The sequence below is a fragment of the Undibacterium sp. GrIS 1.8 genome (genome assembly GCF_040544445.1).
In the GTDB taxonomy this organism is placed as follows: domain Bacteria; phylum Pseudomonadota; class Gammaproteobacteria; order Burkholderiales; family Burkholderiaceae_D; genus Undibacterium.
Map to the genome: position 1 here is coordinate 1 of NZ_JBEONQ010000110.1, position 3,448 is coordinate 3,448.

2 protein-coding genes are annotated in these 3,448 nt (G+C 46.9%); both read left to right on the plus strand.

Annotated features, from left to right (window positions below; translation table 11 throughout):
* The first annotated feature begins 227 nt into the window (after window positions 1–227).
* Window positions 228–1,274: a DUF4158 domain-containing protein gene (locus tag AAKU64_RS22250; protein WP_354363069.1), complete on the plus strand. Its 1,047-nt coding sequence runs from the start codon at window positions 228–230 to the stop codon at window positions 1,272–1,274.
* Window positions 1,275–1,286: 12 nt separating this feature from the next.
* Window positions 1,287–3,290, plus strand: coding sequence for a Tn3 family transposase (locus AAKU64_RS22255; protein ID WP_354363071.1), 2,004 nt, complete (start codon window positions 1,287–1,289; stop codon window positions 3,288–3,290).
* Window positions 3,291–3,448 lie beyond the last annotated feature (158 nt).

Below are 3,448 nucleotides of genomic sequence, written 5' to 3' on the forward strand. Positions count from 1 at the left end.
GGGTGTTTTTGCACAAACGGAGCTAAAGTTCCACAGAATTGATAAATGAGGCGTTTTTTTGCCTCGACCAATACTTTGCCCTTCCCGCACGTCAAATCGTTGAATGTAGCGCGTTTTAATCAGTCCGATCGTCTTCAATTTCTTACTAAAAATGAATTTACGACAGGCTATTCAATATAGAATGCCCGCCCGTATTTTCCATTGTTCGAGAGATCCCGATGCCCAGAATGACGATTTTCAATACCTTGGAACAGGAGGCTTTTGAATCCCCGCCAATGTTCAATAACGCCGATCGTCTCAATTTCTTTTTCGCACCCTTGATGTTTAACGACTCGATGGAAAGTATGCGAACGTCGACCAATAAGGTGTGCTTTATTGTGATGGCGGGGTATTTCAAGGCTCGCCGTAAATTTTTTACAAGACAATTTCACCAAGCCGACATCGAGTTTGTTGCCATGCAAATTGGGGTTTCTCCCAGCGAAGTTCTGCTCAACACTTACAGCAAAGTGACCTATCTTAGACATCAGCGTTTGATTCTACATTATTTCGGTTGTAGCGCTTTTGACGCAGTCGCAAAAGTATTCGCCACCAACGAAATCGCGCTGATGGTGCGCGTTCAATTCCGGCCAAAGCTGGTGCTATTGGAAATTATCGATCTTCTGATGATTAAAAAATTTTCCTTGCCAAGCTATGCCCTCCTGGCCGGCCTGATCGTGTCGGCGATCAATCATTATCAGCAAGAATTGAGTCAAATTATCGATCGCTGTCTTACCGGAAAGCAGCGCAATAAACTTGATTCTCTTCTGGAAAGGGCTACTCATGAAAATACCGTTGACGAAAGCTGGCGCTATCGGCTCACCTTACTGAAGAAGCCGTTCCAATCCACGCAGCCCTCAAAAATCAAAATCAATTTAACAGACCTGGAAACCTTGCTCGCGATGTATCTTGACTTGAAACCAGTCGTGGACAAACTAGCATTGCGCTACGAGTGTATCCGCCACTATGCCCAGTTGGTGATCAAGTCCAGAATACCGCAAGTTTCTCGCCGCGCTGCCAAAGATCGCTACCTGTATTTGATCTCGTTCATCGTTTATCAAACCTTCAAGCTGCACGATACGCTGATCGATACATTATTGTTCTCCGTTCAGTCCGCCCTTAACATCGCCGACAAGGAGCATAAGGAATCTTACTACCAGGAACGCGAACAGCGTGAGCAAAAATTCTTCTCGCTTGCCGACCGGTTAGGAAAAAGCATCACCGGCACCATAGTGTAAATCAAGCACATCATTGCCGACGTCAAATTAAACGACAGCCAGAAAGTGATCGCCATTGACGCCGCGCTTTCGGCACAAACTGCCAAAGACGGCCAGGTTGAACACCAGATTGATGTGTTCAAAGAAAACATGGCCACCATTCATCGCGGGCAGGATTATTATGTACTGCTGGAGCAACGATCCTTGAAATTGCAGAACCGTACCGCAGACATTGTGCGGCAAGTGCAATTCGATCCGCATTGCAGCAAGCCGGCATTGCTCGAAGCCATCCTGCATTATCAGCAAAAAAATGGCGCCGTCGACAAGCATGCGCCGGTCGCATTTCTCTCCGATGAAGAGCGGGTGGCGGTAGCTGGTCAGGAAAATAAATTTCGCATCTCGCTGTACAAAGTGCTGCTCTATATCGCGGTCGCCGATGCCATCAAGTCCGGAACCTTGAACCTGATCCACTCGGAAAAATATCGCTCTCTGGATGATTATCTGATTCCGAAAGCCGATTGGGATGTGAACCGCGAGGCCTATTTGCAACGCGCGCAACTGGAGAAATTTGGCGATTGCGGTGCCAAGTTGCAGACGCTCAATGAAGCACTTGATGCGCAGTACCAAGAAACCAATGCGCATTTTTCAGAGGGAGACAATGCATTTCTCTCCCTGCGCGCTAACGGTAGTTTCCATATCAGCACACCGAAGCAGGATGACGTGGAAGCACTTTCCTTGTCTGCCTTCTTCCCGGAACGGAAATATATTTCTCTGCTCGAAGCCCTTGCCACCGTGGATCAAGCGACAGGCTTTCTCGACGAATTCGAGCATTGGCAGCCCAAATACCAGGCGGCGAAACCGCTCAAAAAAATCTTCTTTGCCGGCATCATTGGTTACGGTTGCGACATCGGCCACCGCAAGCTTGCGCAAATTTCCAGACAGATCAACGAGAACGAACTCGATACGACCATCAACTGGTATTTCTCTCTGGAGAATATACAAAACGCGAATGACCGCATCCTGCAGTTTGTCGATCGGATGGGCCTGCCTAATCTTTACCGGCAGCAGCCCGATGTGTTGCATACCTCCAGCGATGGACAAAAATTCGAAGTGTCGGTCGATTCCTTGAATGCCAATTACTCATTCAAATATTTAGGCAAAGACAAAGGCGTGAGCGTGATCAGTTTCATCGACATGCGTCATTTGTTGTGGCACTCCACGGTGATCACTTCCGCCGAGCGCGAAGCGGCTTACGTGATTGACGGCTTGATGCATAATGACGTGATCAAAAGCAACATTCATTCTACGGACACGCACGGTTTCTCAGAAGTCATTTTTGGCTCAACCTATTTATTGGGTCCCATATTTGCACCGCGGATCCGGGGCGTCGGACGGCAGCGACTTTACGCATTCAAGAATCGACAATTTTACGAGGAACAAGGGCAAACTGCACTACTCCCGCACCGCGCCATTCGTACAGTCTTGATCGAACCACAGTGGGATGAGGTCTTGCGTTTTATCTCGACAATTCGGTTAAAAGTGGCGACGGCATCGCAACTCTTCAAGCGATTGAATTCGTATTCCAAACAGCACCCCTTGTACAGGGCGCTCAAAGAATTTGGTAAGATACCGAAATCAATTTTTATCCTGAAATACGTTGATGATTCAGCGTTTAGACAGTCGATCGAGAAGCAGCTAAACAAGGTGGAAAGTTCAAATAAATTCTCCAAAGCCATCTCGTTTGGACATAACCATGAATTTATTCAGAGCGAGAAGGAAGATCAAGAGATTGCCGAAGGTTGCCGGCGCCTGATCAAAAATGTGATTACCTGTTGGAATTATCTTTTTCTGACGCGGGTGTTGGATCAAGAGACTGATCCTGCACGCAAGGTGGAACTGATTGAAGCTGTTCGCAATGGATCGGTGGCTACCTGGCGGCATTTTAACTTGCACGGGGAATTTGATTTCTCGGATGAGAAAATGATTGATTCGGTCGGACTTACCAATCCAAAAAATCAACTACCCCGGAAAAATTGAATAATATGGATGAGAAAATATCTCGAAATAACGACCTCTCAGAACGCGCGGTATTCAATGAATTGATGCTTAGATGATGCAAAGTATAGATTGAGGCAAAAAAACGCCTCATTTATCAATTCTGTGGAACTTTAGCGCCGTTTGTGCAAAAACACCCA

Bases quoted from the DNA above. Each gene is read 5' to 3' on its own strand.
- AAKU64_RS22250 (WP_354363069.1), top strand. From the start codon at position 228: ATGACGATTTTCAATACCTTGGAACAGGAGGCTTTTGAATCCCCGCCA.